A 19,472-nucleotide genomic window follows, 5' to 3' on the forward strand; every position below is an offset into this window, starting at 1 on the left:
TCATTGCTACTTAAAATTTTTAACCTTTATATTTGAGAATTTAACGAATTTAATTCACCAAATCAGCGGGGCGTTCTCCTTTTAACATTTTTAATGCATTTTCTACAGTTCTCCGTTTAAGTTCTTTATAAGATTCAATTGATATATAGGAAATATGTGGTGTTATAAGTATATTTTTCTGTGCAAAGATATTTTCGTTTCCTTGTGGTGGTTCCTGAACAATCACATCTAAGATTGCACCTGCCATTTTTTTTGAAGAAACCGCCTTGATCAACTCCTGTTCATTTAAAATTTTCCCCCTTGAAGTATTGATGAGATACGCCGTCGGTTTCATTAAATCAAAATGTTTTTTCGTTATAAGATTTTCGGTAGTCTCATCACACTTTATATGAATACTGACAAAATCAGCTGCAGCAAAGCCCTCTTCCAATGTTACTTTACAAGCACCTAAGGATGTTATTTTATCAGTTTTTACATACGGATCATAAATTAGGACTTGCATTCCTAATGCCCTTGCTTTTTTTGCAACGCCTGAACCAATTGTTCCGCAGCCAGCAATAAATAAAGTACTTGAACTAACCCGATGTATTGGTTCACGTACAGCCTGAGCACCCCATTTCCCCTGATGAATCGCCTCCGCATAAGTATCCAGCTGCTTATTACTGCGGTAAATTGCTGCCATTACATAATCTTCAATATCTTCCAAGCAATATCCCCGGACATTCGTTACCCCAATATTTTTTGCTCTAGCAGCTTTGATATCTACACGATCGTACCCACCACCATAAACGGCAATTCCTTTACAATGTTCCAACTGTGCTATCACAGATGCCGGAATTTTTGCATAAATTTGTGCAAAAATAAGATCTGCGTGTCGGCCAAAAGATGTAAGGTCTTTTTCATACGTATAGGTTGAAAAACGAAGCTCACAATTTGGCAGTTCTTTTTGTAAAATTTCTATTTCATCCTTATAATCTGACCATTCCTCATCTATAATCCAAACTAAAAATGACATCTCCCTTTTCCTCCTATAACAAAGTGATTACACCATTTTCTGCATCAAGTTCCACTCTGGTTCCATCGGATACATCTCTATAAAATTCAGTTGCTGCTTTATTGACCATTGGAGCTTCTAAAATAATTGCGCTGGCAGCCAACGTCGTATCGGCATTTTCTACAATCATTCCTGCAGGACTCATGCCTGTCATCTTCATCTGATACATTCCATCTGCTTGTACAACAGAACTTCCCTTTCCATAAGGAAAAACAATGATTTTTCCGGCAATTGATTTGCCATATAAGCAATGTTCTTTTTCAATAACAACTCCTGTTTTTGGATCAACCAGATAAAAGCATAAGCCATCCTGCGAAAACAATATTTCACCTTGTACCTTGCCACCAGAAATTTTATGACATGAATAACTCTGCCCCATCTTAATACATCCCTTTCAATGCAGCTTCCACGCTGTCTTCAAGTGAAGCAATTACAAAGCGCATATCTCTTCTTTTCGTATAGTACGCACATTTTGGTGAATCCGTAATGCCTTTTTTCCCATATAAAAATTTCCAACAAGGTTGATCCATACAAGTATCTTCAACAAGCTCTCCACCCGCTTCACGAATGATATCCATATATCCCATTTTTTCGGATAAATTTCTCGACAAAGCAGAGGACATTATGAAAAGTGGCACCTTTAATTTTTTTCCTTTTAACAAATCAACCACTCTGGCTATTTGATCAATCGTAAAATGTGGACAGCCAAATAAAGCAAAGTCAATCTCACCACCAGCATCTGATATTTCTTGTTGCATTGCTTTTAAATCAGCTTCCGTTATTGTCACCTCACCTTTTGGCTTTTTACCTTGAAATGCAGATTTCATATCTCTCGCTTCCGGTGTGAATCCCAAAATATGATACATTGCTACATTACCACCCGTATTTAGTTGTGCACCTAAATTCATCAGCGCTTCTTTGCTTGGATTTTTCAAGCCCTCAAAAACTGGAATTGAAAAACCGGTTTTCTTAGGAACAAAATAGCCTAGCATTTGATATGAAAAATCATCGGTCATATCTGCTTCTACATGAACCAAAATTTCACCGGCTCTATTTTCATCCAATAAATATCCATAAAGTGGTGTAACACCTGTTATCGCAGAACATAATGCACTTTGTGCGGATTCGCGATTAGAACGAGCCCCGCAAACAGAATTCACAAAAGGTGTAGCACTCGATTCAGAAAATGCAATCACTTCACCAAAACGAGGAACGTTTTTTTCAAGATAAGGCGTACAGTCATATGTCATTATTGCTTCTAAACGATTATATGCAGCATGGGTACGTTTCACGATCGCTTCATCTTCCGCTTCAATTCGCGTTATTTTTTGAAACTGCTTCAAGTGGAAACTCGGATTTACCGTTGGTCGAATGCGGCAGGTCGCTCCACCAGCTACTAATTTTTCAGCAAACCATAAATCAGCCTCCTGATTACTTAAAGCTACATGCGTTCGCGTGACTGGAACCATTTTAGGTGCATCATAGGCTTCTCCCACCGCTACTAAAATTTTCATTGCCAACTTTGTACCTTCACCATAAAATCCATTGAGCATTTTCTGTTCTTCATCTGTTAAAAGCATTTCATATCCCTCTTTTCTCCTTATAAATTTTCTTCTAAATGCTGCATTGTCTGTCCAATTTTTTCTAGAACTCTTTTTTCTGATATGCTTTGCAATTCACCGTTGCGAACTGTCGTCCGCCCATTTACTGCAACATTTTTTATAGCTGTTGGCTGCATCGAATATACCAGGTTAGGCAAAAATTGATTTCCTGCCGCCGTAATTGGCTGCATCGAAAGATTTCGCAAATCAATCCCCGTAAAGTCAGCTTTACAGCCCACCTCCAGCTTCCCAATTTTTAAACCCAATGCTTTTCCTCCGCCTATAGTGCCCATACGAAATGCATCTTTATAATTTACACACAAGGCATCCAACGTATGAACTTTCTGCAAAATAGACACCATGCGCATTTCTTCAAATATACTAATTCTATTATTGCTGCAAGCTCCATCACTCCCCAATCCAATAGAAACACCATACTTTAAAAATGCTGGTATATTCGTTACACCATCTGCCAAAAACATATTACTTGACGGACAATATGCCAGTTGTCCGCCCTTATCACCTAATAGCTTTATTTCCAAGTCATTCAACCATACACCATGAATAATGACCATACTTTCATCTACAACACCAATACTATCAAGATAAGTTAATGGCGTCATTTTATGCTCTTTTATAACTTGCTCCACTTCAAAAGGTTCTTCCGCTACATGAATATGATAGGTTGTCCCATATTTTCGCGCGAGATTGTACCCTGCTTTGATCATTGCGGGAGAAGCTGCATGTAAACTATGTGGCGCTGGCAAAACACGAACCATTCCCCCCGTATATTTTTTCATCAAAGTTTCTGTATTAAAAATCGCTGTTGAAACATCCTCAACATATCCCGCAGGAGCTCCGTCCCAGTCATACATTGTCCGTGCCAGTACAAGCCTGATCCCAGCATCCGTTGCCGCCTGAATTACCGCTTCATCACTTTCAATACCCTCATTATGCAAATAGAAAAAATCGCAAACCGTCGTAACGCCGCTTTTCATCATCTCTGTAAACGCAAATAAAGCTCCAGCATATATATCCACCGTCCGCATTTTAGGTGAAAATTTATATAAAGACTCATCCCTCCATTCTAAAAAAGGACGATCTACCGCAATACCTCTTAGTAAACTCTGAAAACTATGATTATGCGTATTCACTGCTCCTGGAATCAGCACGAGCCCAGGCCATTCTTCAAGCAACGCATTCGGATAAGAAGCTATTAATCGACTGCTTTCATCCACAGAAATAATTTCACCATTTTCTACAGCAATTCCATACCCATATTTTAATTTTTCATCTAATAGACAAGCTTCTGGTTTAAATATTTTTACAGTCATTTATTTTAAGCTCCTATCAAGTATCAAAATTGTATCCAATAAAATCTGTGCCGCTTTTACAATCTCATCATTTCCTGTCATTTCCTTGGGGCAATGGCTGTATCCATCAATACTTTGAACAAAAAGCATACCTGCTTTTGTGACTCTGGCCATGTTAGCCGCATCATGCCCTGCCATACTGACCAATTGCCGTTTTGTTTCTCCTGCAAAAAGAATCGCTTCATTGAGCGAATCTATGACGATCTTGTCCATTTGCATTTCCGGTTGATCCAAATCAAGGTTCCGTACAATCTGCAATTTTCGTTCGACCATAATTTCATCAACTGCTTTTGTCAATATTTGAAGAGCTTTGCCCCTTTTTACCGGATCAGCTGTACGAAGATCCAAGGTCAAAGTAACTTCTCCAGGAATGATATTCGATGAATTCGGTAAAACCTCTACTCTTCCGACAGTAGCTGACACTTCCGTCATATCAGGCTGTTTCATAATATTTTCTACTGCCAGACAAACTTCGGCGGCTGCAGCCAAAGCATCGCGGCGATTTTGTATCTGTGTCGTTCCCGCATGGTTAGCCTCACCAACAATGCGAATGGTTTCACGATAAATTCCCGTAATGCAAGTCACAGAAGCTACAGCTTGGTTTTTATCATAAAGTCTGCGTCCCTGTTCAATATGACATTCAACAAATGCCGCTAAACTATTTTTTTTAATAACCGCATCTCCTACTTTGCTTATATCCCCACCGAGCCGACTAACAGCATGTTCTAATGTTTCGCCTGTATTCTTATCATAAAGTTTTTGTAAATCTCTATAAGTCAATCGTCCGCATAATACCTTGCTTCCTAAAGTAGAAACCGAAAACGAATTTGGCTCCTCCCCGGTAAAAGAAACTATTTCTAGCGGATGTTTCAATTCCAATAAATTTTCCTGGATAATCTGCATAATTTCAGTTGCGATTAATACCCCTAATGCCCCATCAAATCCGCCGCCATTTGGTACCGTATCATGATGTGAGCCAATTACAATTGGCAATCTTTCTGAAACTGTTTTTTGCCTCGCCCAAATATTTGCAATCGGATCTATATAGAGATTTAAATCCAATTCTTTAGTCCAGCAATTCACCAACCATTTTCTCGTTTTTTCATCAGCGGGACTAGCTAATTGCCGATCAATCCCCCCCTTGTATTCATCCCTATTTTCGCAAGTTCTTGTAAGCGTCCAATCAATCGTGGAGCATTTATCTTCATAACTGATGGTTCTGCTTTTTCTATAATATTTTGCATTTGCGCACCTCTATTTCTATTAATTAACTCATTTTTACATTTCTACGAATGATGATATCATTCATAGAAATGTAAAAAAAAGACGTTTTACTTCCTTGTTTTCGGAAATAAAGCGCCTTTGCTTCTTCAACTGTCTTCAATTTCTTTTATTATAATCTTCCCTAAATTAAAAGTCAACTAGAAAATTACAAAGTTACAAATGTTCATTTAAAATAAACTTCATTTTCTCGTTCGATTTGTTCAATCTGTTCCATCCTTTGATCTAGTTCTGGCATTTGCTTGGCTGCATCACGTAATAACAAATTAAAAAAAGCAATTGGTGTACTATAAATATCAAAAATAGACGAAGTTGTTGCTGGTACAAATACCGTAGATTCACAAAAATTCATTGCAGGTGAAAAATGATTATCCGTAACGCCCGCAATATGGAAACCCTTTTCTTTTAATGAACTGCATTTTTGTACAAGTATTTTAGGATAACGAGGAAACATTACCGTAACTATATTTACATCCTCCGGATTACACAATTCAAGAGTGTCCCACATTGGCGAATTAGGAATTAACTGAAAAACATTGGATCGCATTTTATTCAAAATATAACCAACATATGGCAAAATAGTAGCTGACATTCTTGCAGAAAGCAAAATCAACTGTTTATCGGAAATAATCATATTTATAAGATTTTCATAAGCTTTCCCTTGCATAATATTAATCAGTTCATCCATATTCGCCAATTCAATGTCAAGAATATCCCGCAATGGATTGTCTTGCTTTTTATGTTGTTTGCTATACTGCAACCGTTGTGGAGCTGTCAATTTCTCACTTACAATATTCTGCAAAGTTCTCAAAAAATCATTATAGCCCCGATATCCTAAAGCAATAAAAAACCTGGATACACTTCCCTGACTAATCCCCAACTGATCTGCCAATTCATTTGCTGTCATAAAAATTATACGAAGATAATTTTTTTCTATATACACTGCAATCTTTTGATACGTTGGTGACTCTTTTGCTACATGCATCAACATACTATTTAATTCTTCAAAGCTCTGGATAAGTTTCGGATCTTTCATATCAGATAGGTCTCCTATTTTCAATTATATTGTAATGCACGTCATTTTTCTTATTATATAATACATCGTACTAAATTAACACATATTCTATTTATTTTCTTCCGGCACACCAATAGCAACTTATGCTAAAAATAATCACAGCCAATGAATATTCTCTAGATCAAGATAGCAAGAAATAATACTAAACTACGTTTCATCAACCCGTGTAGTAAAGCATCTAAAAAAAATTAACACCCTTGAATTTTTTTCAATAACCAAGCCATATTTTCGCCGATATTTTTCATATTGTTCATACCTTCCTGATCTTGTTCCACTTCGCCAATCTCATTGCCGTAGACCATGTTCCAATAGGTTGAACCAACGAGAAACATTTCTTTACTATGCAAAAAATGATTTAACGTATCAGCCGCACTTATTGCCCCGCCTCGACGAGCAGCGATTACGGTAGCACCAACCTTATGTTTTAATAAACCTTTATTCGCTGCTAACACGATACTAGCTCGATCAATAAGAGCTTTGATCTGTGAAGTCACTCCGGCAGAGTACACGGGAGAACCAAGAATAATCCCATCTGCTTTAATCATTTTCCCCAAACAATCATTAAAATCATCATTTTTGATAACGCATTGCTGATTTTGATTTTTCATACAGGCTTTACAGGCTATGCAGCCTTTAAGGTTTTTCCCAGATAAGGAAATCAATTCTGTTTCAATCCCCTGCTGATTGAGTTCTTTAAATACGGTTTGAATTAATATCGCTGTGTTCCCCTCTTTACGAGGGCTTCCATTTATACCAATAACTTTCATTACTTACATCTCCAATTCTGTCAGTCTCTTTTTATAAACTACTTTACCCGTTATCCACTCTAAAAGTTTGCCTTATTTTGAAACACGTTAACAAATATTATGCTTGTACCAAGCTGTTCCAGCCAGTCGTTTTATATAGAAACTACCACGGAATAACCAATCAACAAACATACCCATCCATACCCCTTCAATGCCAAAGCCTAATTTTATACCCAATAAATACCCGCCAAAGATTCTGAAGATCCACATTCCTAGCAATGAAATAATCATTGTATACGTGGCATCTCCAGCCCCTTTTAATCCAGCCGGCAAAACAAAAGATATTGCCCAAACTACCATAAAAGCAGAATTCATAATCAATAAATCCAAAACCATTTTTGTAATAACCAAGTCTCTGGTATACCAGAGTACAACCCCCGGATAAAATGGAATACATGTCAAGGCAAATATTGTTAAACAAGCTGTGGCGAGCTTTAGTATGTATATTACGTTTTCCTTTGCTTTAGCAATATTTCTTTTCCCGATAGATTGTGCAACCATTGTAGTAGCAACTACACCTAATGCATTACCTGGTATATTCAACATTGCCGAAATATAGATTGCAATATAATTAGCGGCAATTGCTTCGGTGCCCAAACTAACAATATAAATCTGTGTAATAATTTTACCACCGTTAAAAAGCAATGCTTCTATTGCTGCAGGAATACCTACACTAAAAATCTTTTTAATTAAATCCAAATTTGGTCTAAAATAAAATGGATTTCCTATCTTTAAAAAACCAATACCATGTGCATAAAAGGCAATTGCCAGTAATCCACCAATTATGCGTGAAATTCCTATTCCTAATGCCGCCCCCACGATTCCAAGCCCTGTAATTTCAAAAGAATATTCTTGTGTATGAAATTGTACCCCATATATAAAAGTATAACTCAATAGAATATTCAACATATTCATAATAATATTAATGAACATCGGCAATTTCGTATTTCCTACACCACGAAATATCCCGCAAATAATTAATTCGATAGCAATAAATGGATAGGTAAATATTGTTATTTCCCAAAAAGAAATAGCATTTTCCATAACACAAGGCTCTGCCTCATTGTACAAAAAATATAAGATCGTGTGTTCATAATATCCTATTATTATAGTTATAAGTATTGATATAAATGTACCTATATACAATATCTGCTTTCCACTTTCATTCGATAAATTACGTTCTTTTCTTCCATAAAATTGCGCAACAAGGACCGTTCCACCTATTGCGAGTCCTGAAAAAGCATATATTATGACTATATTAAAAGAATCAATCATGCCGATTGCAGAAACAACTTCTTTTCCTAAACTACTAGCTATAATTGAGTTTAAAAACCCCATGATTAATATACAAAATTGCTCCACCATAACCGGAATAGCTAAATTCATAACATCTTTATGAAATAACATTTTATATAATATCCCCTATAATTTTCTAGCCTCAATCTGAGCGTTTTAAGACTAACAAATCCATACGATAAGAGTTTCAACGAATCATTCATCGATATTCTCAGGATTTCCTTACGTACTTATACAGCTCTTTTTGATAAAAGCCTTCTCATATCATATCACCTGTACTACTATTTTTCCATATTTAGGTATTCACAATATTTGCATTTTTAACATCAAACAAGTTGCAATATGATCTTTTACATGATAAAATCCAAAAGAATGTACTTAAAACGATGAATGGAGCTGTAGTCATGAAAAAAATCTTATTATTCCTACTATTATTCTTACTATCAACAACAACGGTATTTGCAGAATCAACACCAACAGTAACTCAGAAAAACTACACTGTTGCAATTATTCCATATCTAAATACTACCGAAGAAACAAAAGATTTCGTAAAAGACGTTGTTCAATCCAAATATGCGGAAGAATTTACAACAAAGAGCTTCAATATTGTCGCTGACGTAGATGTACAAAAAGCCTTACATACCGCTGGTTATGATGCCTCTAATATGGAATTACCAGAAAAAGATGTATTTGCCGCAGTAGCCAAAGAAACAAAAGCTGATTATGTTGTTGCGATGGAAATAACAAATTTAATAAGCACTAGACATATGAGTTTCTTTTCCACAAAGGTAGAAACAAAAGCTAAACTAAAATACAAGTTTTATAATACAAGCCAAGATAAACTCACTGCCTTCCAAACAACTGGAGATTCAGAAAATGTCGCCACACTCGTTGGAAATGTTGGATATAAAGCACCAATAACCACTGCATTGAATAAAGCTATGGATTCAGGATATGATAAAATCGTTAGTAATTTTTAAAATTGCCTAAATGTATCAACAGTAAAAACAGGAGCCATTCGGTTCCTGTTTTTTTGTCCCGAAAGATGATCACAGGTAAGACATTTTTCAAACCATCAAGTTTCACGAAATAACACACTTTTTTTGAAAACGTGAGTCACTCTGTGACTTACACCAACACCTGCCGTTTTATCGTCTTATAAAATTGGTAAGCACATCTCATGTTCCATTTCCACAAAACCATATTTTTTATACAATGGTTTGCCCATAGTTGTTGCTTCAAGCGAAATAAATGTAATATGTCTCGATTTTGCTTCCTTAACAAGGCAATCTAACATTTTTATTGCAATGCCTTGTTTACGATATTGGGGTACAGTATACATATTCATAATATAAGCTTTTTCACCACTTGGATTTTCATAAGTAGGCATGACTCTATAAAAGCTCACGCCACCGGCTCCTACAAAAAGGGCATTCTTATAAACTAAATATGCAATATGTGTTCCATTTGCTAAGCTGTGTTTATAATACTTATATGATTCTTGTTCTATCATGGACATATCAACATCATCATTCAGTTTGTTAGCTGCACGTAATACTTGAATTCTTGTTTTTATGAGTGTATCAATATCATCTATACTTGCTGTTTGGTATCGCAAATTCAAAAATCCACCCTTTCTCTACTTTAGAAATTAAGAAAATTTACATTTTTTTAATTTACACAAAGATAATCAATAATCTTATAATTATAAAACTTTCGTTCTATAATTTCAACGCAAAACAACATACTGCTATTCAGCTAATGAATTTTGTTTTTGACGAGAATCTTTTTTACATAAAATTTTCTTTGATAAATTTGATGAGAATTCGTTCATCAGTGTAAATCTGCCGACCTTTTTTCATTACAATGCCCGCCTCAAGATACAGCGGCTCTTTTACTGATATCGATATAATATCATCATCTGGCAAAATTGCATGCCGCATCAAAAAAGACGAGGCAATTTTTTGCCTTACAAGATTTCTCACTGTATGCAAATAAGGTGAATAATGTATCACATTCGGTTTAAAACCTTGCTTCGTAAATACCTGATGGACTAAATGCGTGAGATTGAATGTACCATCCAGCAGAACCAAAACTTCATCTTTTATATCCTCTATGGTAATAAACGGTCTCTGAGCAAAATATGAACTCTTGAAGGTACAAAAACAGCATTCTGCCACACCAAGTTTTCGATAAGTAAAGCTTTCGTCACAATCCTCGGTATAATTCATAAGTGCTAAATCCAGTTTCTCATCCTTTAACATACGCAGAGAATTCACTGGCCCAGTTTCAATAATTTCCACTACAATTTCCGGGTATTTTTCTCGAAATTTCCCTAATAATAGTGGTGTAATATGCATACCAATTTGTGGAGGTACTGCCACACGGATATGATTTCGCCTATGCGTCATATCATTGATTTCATGTTCCAAATGATCTATTTCTTCTAATATAGGACGAATCCTCGCCAACAAAATATTTCCATCTCTTGAAATAAGAATCTTTTTACCATTACGTCGAAAGAGATTTAGCCCCGTTTCTGCTTCAAGTGTCTGCATCGCTACGCTAACCGTTGGCTGTGATACATGCAGAGTTTCTGCAGCTTTTGTGATATTTTGCCAACGGCAGACCTCATAAAAGTACCGCATTTGAATAACATTCATAACGTATTTCCGCCTCCATCTACAAAGATTCCAACGGTTTAATTATAGCATATCTATATAGTTTTTAACTATATAGATATGCTATAATTGTATTTCCCTTTTCCATCAATTTTGTTAATAATAAAAGAAAGAATCTTTTTAACTATAAGCAGAAAGAGGGTATCCATCATGACTCATACAGTCAGAATATATAATATAGTACCAAAAATTTTTGACAAACTTGATACGTATCGCAACAAAAAAATGCAGCAAGCCAAAGAATGCTGTCACCAATACGAAAAAGGCCATAAACCCTATCCTGATCTAAAAAACGAGGATATTGTTTCTTTCAACGCAAAATTCTTTGACGATCTCAGTTGAGACTGAAACCTAAAACCTTGTAAAAATTGCACGCTAAAAAAGTGATTCCTACCATATACCGGAATCACTTTTTTTCATATGTTAATAAATTAAATGTTTGAGTGTCTGCAAGATCAAATCTGATTCGTGACAAACGGAATTTCTCCACCTGATCCAACTTTTGGAATAGTAATGTTTGGTTTTTTATAAACGCATACCAATGTATTGTTTTCATAGACAAAATAGCCAACTGGTCCAGACAGACAATCTTTAGGAATTAAGTACTGCTGTCCCCCGCCAATTCCATACGTTATATTTGCCTTACACTGTCCACCAGCAACTTCAATGAAATTGACTGATTCCGGTAACTTGATTTGATAAGCGGCAATAATCTGCCGATCACCCCATTCATTGTTTTTAAATACCTGTAATTTTTCGGCAAGCTCTCTAGCAGAATGTGCAGCCTGAAGCGTTTCTTGATTCGTATAAAAATCACTAGCACCGCCTGCAGTATAAAGAGCATAAACAAAATCCCCCTTCTTCAATTTAACTAATGCATAGTCATCTTGCTTATAGTTTTTGACTTGGTTTGATTTCGCTATATCGACAATGGTAGCAGTCTGATACGTGTATTCACCATTTGGATCTGAGTTATACACTGCATTTGCCGCAGTAATTGTACTACTGGAAAATACAAATAATAATGTTGCGAAAATAATTGATTGCAAACGTTTAGCTTTATCAACACTAATAATTCTAAACCAAGCCAGCCTTGCCCGTTGTGTTATTTTTGTAGTTGTCATTTTCATTCCTCCATTATTATAAATATATATATTTATAGAATACAGTTTACAGGGATCGACCGCAAGCCGCAAATTACTGTTACGACAGTAGCTTCGTCGATTTTTGCTGTTAAATTATACTTTGCCCTTTTCCATTCCTCCATAATATAACATTGTAATTAAAAACATAGTTTGGCACGAATATATTCATAACAGTTGTTTCTATTCATTATGTTAACTTTTTTATAATAAAAAATATAAAAAAAGCACACAAATGTTGAAAAATATTTCCATCAAAATTTGTGTGCTTTTATTATATTTATACTATCAGAAGATACTTTTATTTATTGTATTTTTTTCAGATGCCAAATAAATGCTGCATAATCTCCGTTGATTATTGGTGAAACCATTCCGGCAAATAGTTTGTCTCTTCCACCTGATCCATCAATATTCACATTACCAGAAACTGTATCTGGTACATTAAGTCCTACATACATGAGTTCGTCACCACCATATATGGTATCAGTAAGCCTATCTTGGTATTGTCCGTTTGGATCAAGCCCTACAATACGCAGGCTAGTGAAATTAGGATTAGGCTCAGCACTCTGGCGGAAAAAGCTGACAACTGCTTCGCTTTTATCTTTAGATACAAAGGTCCAAGCGACTTCATTACCTTCAAATGGACTCTTCAAACGATAAAATTCCCCAAATTGAATAACTTTACGAATTTCCTTATAAAATGCAACTTGAGCTTTAATTTGTCTCTTTTCTCCAGCACTAAGTTTCGTTAGATCAAGCTCATAACCATAATTGCCTCCCATAGCAGCAATACCACGTGTCGCAAATGGAGTAACACGCTGTACCTGATGATTGGGAACAGCAGAAACGTGACAGCCCATAGCAATATTAGGATAAACTAAGGACGTGCCATACTGTATTTTAAGCCGTTCCATCGCATCTGTATCATCACTAGTCCAGGTTTGCGGCATGTAAGCAAGAATACCTGGATCAAAACGTCCGCCGCCACCAGAGCAACTTTCAAATAAGATAGCAGGGAAATTTGCCGTAATTGTATCCATAATATAGTAAAGACCGAGCATATATCGATGAGCCGTTTCACGTTGTCTCTGTGGGGGAAGTTTAGTTGAACCGATTTCTGTCATATTACGATTCATATCCCATTTCACATACTCAATATTGGCACTTTTTAGTACATCACTAACAACTTTAATTATATAATCACACACTTCTTTCTGGGTGAGGTCTAAGATAAGCTGACGGCGAGCTTGTGAACGGTTACGTCCATCAATATGCAAACACCAATCTGGATGCATTTTATATAAATTACTAATCGGACAAACCATTTCAGGTTCAAACCAAATACCAAATTTGAGCCCCATGTCATTAATCTCATCAACAAGCTTCTTTAACCCGCCGCTGAGTTTATTTTCATTAACAAACCAATCCCCCAACGAGCAATTATCGCTGTCACGTTCACCAAACCAGCCATCATCTAAGACAAATAATTCAATGCCGAAAGTACTCGCCTGTTTCGCAATGGCTTTTATTTTGGTTTCATTAAAATCAAAATAAGTAGCTTCCCAATTGTTGATTAGAATAGGCCGTTCTTTATCTCGCCAGGTACCACGCATCAAACGTTTGCTATAAAAGTTTTGAAAAACATGGGACATTCCTGTCAAACCTTTGTCCGAATAAACAAGAATCGCTTCTGGAGACTGGAACTCTTCACCTGATTCTAATAACCAAGTAAAATCAAATGGATTCATACCAATCTGCATTCTACTATTACCGTACATGTCAACTTCTGTATTCGCTAAAAAATTGCCACTGTAGACCAGACTCATAGCATAAACATCGCCGCTCTGTTCTGTTGTTTCTGGTCTGATCAATGCCAAAAATGGATTTTGCGCATGGCTGCTAGCACCTCTGCGACTTTCAATGCATTGTCCACCGCTGCGTAAATGCGTACGAATGATATGGCGTTCTCTCGCCCAAGACCCAGAAAGTTGAATCATTTCAAATTTATTTTCCTTAAAATCAACATTTGCACTCAGCACGCGTTGTATTTTGACAGGGCTACTACTTTTATTAACAATTTTGACAGAACGAGCAATCGTTTCATAACCATCAAAAACAGAAAAAGATAGTATTGCTTCTACCGATTTAGCTGCATCGCACAAAATAATTTCTAAAGTCTGTGCTTCACTGTCATTCTCTACATACGTAGCAGGCAGCCCAATAAGTGGCGGCTTACCTAAAATAATTTTATGCGAAATATAACGAAAATCAGTAGCCGACGTACCATCTGCATATTCAAGTTCTACAGCAGGTACACGCATATCGGTAGCCCCATATCCAGGATATTCCTGCGGTAAAGATTCCAAATGAAACCTCTCCCTATTATCTGTATTAGCTAAAAAACTACCCCATTCCTTCAGTCTAACAATATAGTCCAAATTATCAGTCCTAAGCGTATGTCCCCAGTAGAGATGCAAAAGATGCCCACTATCTAAGACTTTCATAATATAACTACTTTTGTTGCTTTTTAAATGAAAGGTTTTACTTTTCTCATCAAAAATAATCAATTCAACTTCTCCTCACAAACCGTATTGAAAACAAATTAGGTATTTACAGTTACGGTAATAATAATTTCCCATTTTAAGACCTTTAAGAAGTTATCTGGCACATGACAAAACCTTCTCTTTTCTTGTGAATGATACTCTATCTAGTATATAATATATGCTAGATGTATTTCTATGCTGATTGTTTCAAGAAATTGTCGTTATGTTGTATATCCTGTTTAAAATCTATATTATAAGTATGAAAGGATTTTTCATATGCGAGGTGAATTTCAAGAGTTTACTGCACAATCAAATCTAAGCCGTTCACTAACATTATATTATGGAGGATGGGAGCACTGCTCCGCTTCACATGCTTTTGGACCAGCTATTCGCCAACATTATCTTCTACATTACATCGTATCGGGAAAAGGGTCTTATTATGTGCACAACAAATGCTATCAACTAAAACAAAATGACGCCTTTTTGATTTGTCCCGGTGAATCCACATTTTATAAGGCCGATGACTCTGATCCCTGGAAATACTGCTGGATTAGTTTTGACGGCTATGAAGCTGCCGATATTTTAAAACGCTGCAGTTTATCAAAAAGTGCATTAATCTTTCATGATAAAAGCAATGGCAAACTGCAAAACAGCTTACTTGACTTAATTTACCATTATGAAAACTTCAATAACAATGAATATTCCACACTGAGTCAACTATATCAATGTTTTTCCTATATGCTTGAACAAGTCTCCCATATCAATGAAAAGTCTGCCTATGTTGAAGCTGCCATTGATTATATCTATCACAATTATAGTTACAATATAAAAATCACCGATATTGCAAAACATGTCAATCTTGACCGTACCTATCTATATCGTTTATTTAAAGATAGTTATACTATATCACCTCAACAATATCTTTTACAATTCCGTTTACAAGTTGCTGTGAATATGTTAGAAACTACGGATATAAACATTACTGAAATTTCTTATTCCTGCGGTTTTAAAGATACGCCGACATTTTGTAAGCATTTCAAGAAATTTTACTGTGATACACCTTTACGTTACCGTAAAGAAAAGCACATTGCACTCGAAATAGAAAAAAATCTTAATCAGTAGATATTTAAATGATGTTTTTCACCCCTATTAAGCAGAACAATGCCTCATTCTTACAATATCCAAAGAATATTTCTTATGGATATTGTAAGAATGAGGCATTATTTTCTTTTTGAAGACGATTTATAATAGCTTCTAAACATTTTACAATTTAATTGTAAAATCTAAATCAGTTTATTTCCGCCATAGATCACAGGCAATTTCATTTAAGGACTGTTTCACTTCATCCGTCAATGGTGTTAATGGTTCCTTGCAGTTTTCCTGCATCGGTTTATTTAATTCCTTCATCGCCCATTTCATAACCGGATTAAATGGTGTATATATTTCATAAAATTTCATGCGTTTATCAATTTCTCGCTGCATGGTTTTAATTTTCGGAAGATCTTCCTGGCGCAAAGCTTCAACAACATTATGACAAAGTTCTGGATAGACATTGGATAAGGCTCCAATACAACCATTCCCGCCAGAAATAACCGATGGAATACAATTGTTATCATAGCCCGTAAACACTTGAAAATTAGGATATTTACTCTTGACTTCCTGGATATATTTCTGTGTATGACGCAGTACAGGATGTGTATCTTTCACACCTACAAAATTTTTATGTTTAAGCAGCAGGCGTAAAATCGTATCAACCGATACATCATAGCCAGTACGATCCGCATAATTATATAAGAAAACATCCCCATGAATTTGGCCTATAACTTCATCATAATAATGAAATACGTCTTCTTGGTTGCAGGCACTATAATATGGACCAACAATAATAACGGCATCTGCTCCGACCTCAATCGCAATATTAGACAAGGAAATCGTTTCCGATTTAGCCATCCGACCTGTACCAGCTAATACAAAACCTTTATGATTGATATGCTTCGCCGCATCGACAATCATCGCCTTGATTTCCTCATAAGTAAAAGCATAAAATTCACCGGCACTCCCGCCAACCAATACCCCATCAATACCAGCCCCAAGAATTTGATCATATAAATCATGCATTTCTTTATAATTTACAGTTCCATCTTCATTGATCGATGTTAAAATCGGACAAATATATTTACAATTCATTTTAGTATCCCCTTCATAAACACATGATATAAATCTACTTATCTATTCTTGCTTTGTTAAGATCATATACGAGCTTCATATCAGCCCACCACTCATTTTTAAGCGCGCCGTCAATGCGCATTTGGCATGGGTCAGTTTCCTTCCACCATCTCTGTGTTTCAGAATCCTTTGCCATCTTTGCCATATCGTATTCGAAATCATCCCCGCAGTACTCCATAATAGAAAAGAGTAAATCCTCACGATTAAAAATCTGATATTTTGTAATACCACATTCTTTTATCTTTTTATTTACACTAGCAAATGGATTCGCATGCAGTTTTTTATAGTACTCTGCTTTTTCGGGACGAAGTCTGATTACACTGGCAAATATTTGCGGTTTGTTTATTTGATAAAGCTTTTTGGTGTTTTTACTAAAGAAGTCGGCATCATCACCAAAATATTCTCTAAGTGTACGTAAATGTTCATCAAAGGACGAGTACAATTCAACAACGGGAAAGTTTGAAGCATACAACAGTTTAGAAGCATCAAATTCACCCGTCAAAAAATCCAATAGATTTTTCACAAAAACTTTATCCTTGGTAACAAAGCCAGAAACCTTACAATACACATTTGGCAGCTTCGCCAGCTTTATCATAACTCGCTTATAATCCGACGTCATTTGTTTGACATTACCGCAATGATTGATAACAATTTTTGCCTTGGGAACCTGCACTGCTGCCTGATATAGATCTTCCAGTTCCTCCACTCGATTGCAACTCTCAAAGATCATATTTCGATCCACCAAAACTTCAAGCCCATCAAGAAAACTTTGTTCTAAGCATCGCCCCCGCGGTGACGTGTCAATATGGAGCGGTTCGCGAACACCAACGATTCCCATAGGAAGCCGCATATGAGCACATAAATGCGGCGCACGCATAATTCTGGCTAAAATCTTAGAACTCTTTAGATTAAAAATGTATTCATCTTCCTTTATAGCAAGATCACAGTCAACCTCGACAAAAACGCCGCCTTTAAAATCAACTTCATGTGTAGCATAAGCTTTGCATAAATCATCAACACTGAAGCTTTTTTTTATACCAGCACATGAATCCAGCCATGGCAGGTGCAATACGTTCAAATCCCAAATATGAAAGTGACTATCAACAACTTCTAGCATCCTATTATCTCCTTATATTATTTCTATTTCGAAAAGTCTTGGCTTTTTATATAGCTTCGCAGCCTTTAAATCCATACCACGCAACAAATAAAAAGCAAGGTAAAAGAAGCAGATATCCAGCAGCTGTGCCAAAATTATCGGCAACATGCCCCATGAAAAATGGCATAATTGCTCCACCAACGATACTCATAATAATTATACTTGAAGCCGTTTTGACAAGATTATCAGGAATCCTCACAACACTTAAAGCAAAAATCGTTGGGAAACTAATTGACATAAAAAAGAAGGATGCGATCAACAAGAATATACTTAAACTGCCCGTGGCAAAATTCAAACAAACCATAAGAATCGCATTAAGCAGTGAATACACCCCTAGAATTTTACCAGGGCTGAATTTTTTCATTAAAGGAGTCGTTATAATTCTTCCGATCATGAATGCTATTAATGCAATACCAAAGAAGTAAGATGCTTTGCTATCGGAAAGTCCATTCCAGTGTTCAACACTGTAATTAATAAAAAATGCACCGGCGCCGACCTGAGCAGCAATATATAAAAACTGTGCCAATGCACCAAGTCTAAAATGCTTATAGCTAAACAATTGATGATAGGATCCTGTGCCTTCTGAAGAATTTTCGCCACCTGAAATTTCAGCACCTTCCGGCATTTTAGTAACAAGAAATAAAAAGAGCATACATAAAACAATTGCTGCAATACCAACATAAACCAACTGAACATTATGCATATTCTGCGCTATATCATTACTTTGGGCGATTGAGAAAAATAATGTGCCCCCAATGATTGGCCCGATAAACTGGCCAACACCATTAAAGCTTTGGGCAATATTAATACGCCATGCGGCCCCTTCATCCCGACCAAGTTTGGTGATATATGGATTCGCATTTGTTTCCAAACTGCCAAGACCGCAGGCAATAACAAAAAATGCACATAAAAAGATAGGAAAACTGTGGGCATTACTTGCCGGAACTATAAGCAAAGCACCTAATGCATAAAGGAAAAGCCCCATGATAATTCCGCCTTTAAACCCAAATCGCTTTGCTACCATTGATGCCGGTGTGGCAATGACAAAATACCCACCAAAATAAGCTGCCTGCAACAGACCCGATGTTGCTTTTGTAATACCCAACTGATTTTGAAAGTTTTTATTCATAACATCAATCAAACCATAACTTAGACCCCATAGAAAAAACAGTACCGTAACCAAACAAGCTGCTATCTTAATATTTTTGTTGCTGCTATTATCACTCATTATTTCCCCT

General features: G+C 36.2%; 18 protein-coding genes. 2 read left to right on the forward strand and 16 right to left on the reverse strand.

What is annotated here, in order from left to right; genetic code table 11:
- Window positions 1–49: 49 nt before the first annotated feature.
- The 9 genes from BMY14_RS16365 to BMY14_RS16400 all read right to left on the reverse strand — a co-directional run bounded on the left by BMY14_RS16365 (window position 50) and on the right by BMY14_RS16400 (window position 8,597).
- Window positions 50–1,015, reverse strand: coding sequence for a C-terminal binding protein (locus tag BMY14_RS16365; RefSeq protein WP_019554611.1), 966 nt, complete (start codon window positions 1,013–1,015; stop codon window positions 50–52).
- 13 nt (window positions 1,016–1,028) lie between these two features.
- Complete coding sequence (locus BMY14_RS16370; RefSeq protein WP_019554612.1) at window positions 1,029–1,433, reverse strand: aconitase X swivel domain-containing protein; 405 nt, start codon at window positions 1,431–1,433, stop codon at window positions 1,029–1,031.
- Window position 1,434: 1 nt separating this feature from the next.
- Complete coding sequence (locus BMY14_RS16375) at window positions 1,435–2,634, reverse strand: aconitase X catalytic domain-containing protein (RefSeq protein ID WP_019554613.1); 1,200 nt, start codon at window positions 2,632–2,634, stop codon at window positions 1,435–1,437.
- A 20-nt stretch (window positions 2,635–2,654) separates the two neighbouring features.
- Window positions 2,655–3,989, reverse strand: a complete 1,335-nt coding sequence (locus BMY14_RS16380) for an amidohydrolase family protein (protein ID WP_019554614.1) — start codon at window positions 3,987–3,989, stop codon at window positions 2,655–2,657.
- Window positions 3,990–5,162: a M20 family metallo-hydrolase gene (locus BMY14_RS16385; RefSeq protein WP_245741460.1), complete on the reverse strand. Its 1,173-nt coding sequence runs from the start codon at window positions 5,160–5,162 to the stop codon at window positions 3,990–3,992.
- Window positions 5,147–5,272 carry a hypothetical protein gene (locus tag BMY14_RS21075; RefSeq protein ID WP_281246464.1) on the reverse strand — a complete coding sequence of 42 codons (126 nt, stop codon included), beginning with the start codon at window positions 5,270–5,272 and terminating at the stop codon, window positions 5,147–5,149. The genes BMY14_RS16385 and BMY14_RS21075 overlap by 16 nt, the downstream gene beginning before the upstream one ends.
- Window positions 5,273–5,475: 203 nt before the next feature.
- Complete coding sequence (locus BMY14_RS16390; protein WP_091834199.1) at window positions 5,476–6,345, reverse strand: MurR/RpiR family transcriptional regulator; 870 nt, start codon at window positions 6,343–6,345, stop codon at window positions 5,476–5,478.
- Between the two features lie 227 nt (window positions 6,346–6,572).
- Window positions 6,573–7,151, reverse strand: a complete 579-nt coding sequence (locus BMY14_RS16395; protein WP_019554617.1) for a flavodoxin family protein — start codon at window positions 7,149–7,151, stop codon at window positions 6,573–6,575.
- An 87-nt stretch (window positions 7,152–7,238) separates the two neighbouring features.
- The gene (locus BMY14_RS16400; RefSeq protein ID WP_091834202.1) at window positions 7,239–8,597 is read right to left on the reverse strand and encodes an MATE family efflux transporter; all 1,359 of its coding nucleotides are present in this window, start codon (window positions 8,595–8,597) and stop codon (window positions 7,239–7,241) included.
- A gap of 293 nt (window positions 8,598–8,890) precedes the next feature.
- Here BMY14_RS16400 and BMY14_RS16405 point away from each other — a divergent pair, with 293 nt between their 5' ends.
- Window positions 8,891–9,466 carry a hypothetical protein gene (locus BMY14_RS16405; RefSeq protein WP_019554619.1) on the forward strand — a complete coding sequence of 192 codons (576 nt, stop codon included), beginning with the start codon at window positions 8,891–8,893 and terminating at the stop codon, window positions 9,464–9,466.
- Window positions 9,467–9,642: 176 nt separating this feature from the next.
- Here the strand turns inward: BMY14_RS16405 and BMY14_RS16410 are convergent, their stop codons facing one another.
- The 4 genes from BMY14_RS16410 to BMY14_RS16430 form a co-directional block, all read right to left on the reverse strand.
- Window positions 9,643–10,104 carry a GNAT family N-acetyltransferase gene (locus BMY14_RS16410; RefSeq protein WP_019554620.1) on the reverse strand — a complete coding sequence of 154 codons (462 nt, stop codon included), beginning with the start codon at window positions 10,102–10,104 and terminating at the stop codon, window positions 9,643–9,645.
- 172 nt (window positions 10,105–10,276) lie between these two features.
- Window positions 10,277–11,149, reverse strand: coding sequence for a LysR family transcriptional regulator (locus BMY14_RS16415; protein ID WP_019554621.1), 873 nt, complete (start codon window positions 11,147–11,149; stop codon window positions 10,277–10,279).
- Window positions 11,150–11,622: 473 nt separating this feature from the next.
- Window positions 11,623–12,291, reverse strand: coding sequence for a hypothetical protein (locus BMY14_RS16425; protein ID WP_019554623.1), 669 nt, complete (start codon window positions 12,289–12,291; stop codon window positions 11,623–11,625).
- 323 nt (window positions 12,292–12,614) lie between these two features.
- Entirely contained in the window at window positions 12,615–14,876 is a 2,262-nt protein-coding gene (locus tag BMY14_RS16430) for an alpha-galactosidase (protein ID WP_091834205.1), read from the reverse strand.
- A 252-nt stretch (window positions 14,877–15,128) separates the two neighbouring features.
- Here BMY14_RS16430 and BMY14_RS16435 point away from each other — a divergent pair, with 252 nt between their 5' ends.
- Window positions 15,129–15,974, forward strand: a complete 846-nt coding sequence (locus BMY14_RS16435) for an AraC family transcriptional regulator (protein WP_091834208.1) — start codon at window positions 15,129–15,131, stop codon at window positions 15,972–15,974.
- A gap of 171 nt (window positions 15,975–16,145) precedes the next feature.
- Here the strand turns inward: BMY14_RS16435 and BMY14_RS16440 are convergent, their stop codons facing one another.
- Genes BMY14_RS16440 through BMY14_RS16450 form a run of 3 tightly spaced genes read right to left on the reverse strand, consistent with a single transcriptional unit; the run spans window position 16,146 to window position 19,462 of the window.
- Window positions 16,146–17,039, reverse strand: a complete 894-nt coding sequence (locus tag BMY14_RS16440; protein ID WP_091834211.1) for a dihydrodipicolinate synthase family protein — start codon at window positions 17,037–17,039, stop codon at window positions 16,146–16,148.
- A gap of 34 nt (window positions 17,040–17,073) precedes the next feature.
- Window positions 17,074–18,195: an L-rhamnose mutarotase gene (locus BMY14_RS16445; RefSeq protein WP_091834214.1), complete on the reverse strand. Its 1,122-nt coding sequence runs from the start codon at window positions 18,193–18,195 to the stop codon at window positions 17,074–17,076.
- Between the two features lie 46 nt (window positions 18,196–18,241).
- Window positions 18,242–19,462, reverse strand: coding sequence for a sugar MFS transporter (locus BMY14_RS16450; protein ID WP_091834216.1), 1,221 nt, complete (start codon window positions 19,460–19,462; stop codon window positions 18,242–18,244).
- Window positions 19,463–19,472: the final 10 nt, after the last annotated feature.

Origin of the sequence: Propionispira arboris (genome assembly GCF_900109225.1) — a bacterium.
GTDB lineage: Bacteria > Bacillota > Negativicutes > Selenomonadales > Selenomonadaceae > Propionispira > Propionispira arboris.